The following is a 1001-nucleotide window of genomic DNA, read 5'->3' as shown; positions in this document are numbered from 1 at the left end:
ATTCAACATAGGTCATCCTAAAATACATTGAAGATAACAAGATAACAAGATAACAAGATAACAAGATAACAAGATAACAAGGTGTTATCTTTGTTTTACTTCTGCTATCAATCGTGATACCTCTGTTTTTGATAGTGTTTTAAGTGCTTCTACCGCCGCCCTGACAACATCAGAACGATTCACTCTGCCTTTACCTGAAACCATCTCAGCCGTTATAAGGGCATCAATGTCTTTTAGGTTTTCTTCAAAAAAAGAAATACTCACTGGTTTTGCTTTGCTTACAACCGATGATTTATCTGATGACTTTTTGGTATTATCAAGGCCAGCCGTGCCACCGTTAATAAATGCTGCCTCGTCACGAGGTGAAGTGTTTGCTCTATTTCTCACAGAATAACCTCTTTCACTAACGCTTCGATTTCTTGCTGGGCTTTATCATTTTGCGTTTCAAAAATTGTCATTGATTCGGCCCAAGCATCTCGATGTGCTTTACGATCACATACCCGGGAGTTTGCCAGATGCATTTCAGGGTAATCCTTAAGAACTTCAGCTGCCTCATTGGCTTCATTAACAAACATATTTGTGGGCGTCATGTTTAAAACGAGATATCCCCGAACATCCTCATTAAAATCTTTTGCTGCTGTAAAAACGGAGCATGTATGAGGCACAACATCCAGGTCCATCTGAGATGGGCGCAAAGGAGAAATGAATACATCTGCGGCCATCAATCCACTACGCATTTCTGCGCTATCACGGCCAGCACAGTCTGCAATAACAAAATCATAGGATTTTTCGTGTTCCTTTAACATGGCTTTGATGTTACCTGTCGCGCCTGTAACCGGAATATGAGGGAGATCTTCAGGGCGATTGTTGTACCAGGTTAATACTGATTTCTGGTCATCTGCGTCGACAATAATCACTCTATTGCCTAGTGACATCAGATACGCAGCTATAGATACCGCCAGTGTACTTTTACCTACCCCACCCTTTTGACTACCTAATAC

The 1001-nt window shown here is 41.3% G+C and carries 2 protein-coding genes; both read right to left on the bottom strand.

Annotation, left to right across the window (positions count from 1 at the left end):
- Nucleotides 1-84: 84 nt before the first annotated feature.
- Nucleotides 85-387, bottom strand: a complete 303-nt coding sequence (locus E0D98_RS27465) for a hypothetical protein (RefSeq protein WP_001245884.1) — start codon at nt 385-387, stop codon at nt 85-87.
- Nucleotides 384-1001, bottom strand: a 618-nt coding sequence (locus tag E0D98_RS24730) for a division plane positioning ATPase MipZ (protein ID WP_131891341.1), incomplete at its 5' end; no start/stop codon positions are given. The genes E0D98_RS27465 and E0D98_RS24730, both read right to left, overlap by 4 nt.

Source organism: Escherichia sp. KCJ4928, from assembly GCF_004352695.1.
Lineage (GTDB): Bacteria > Pseudomonadota > Gammaproteobacteria > Enterobacterales > Enterobacteriaceae > ECMA0423.
The sequence above is the reverse complement of the archived record's forward strand: the minus strand, read 5'-3'. Positions and strand labels throughout refer to the sequence as shown.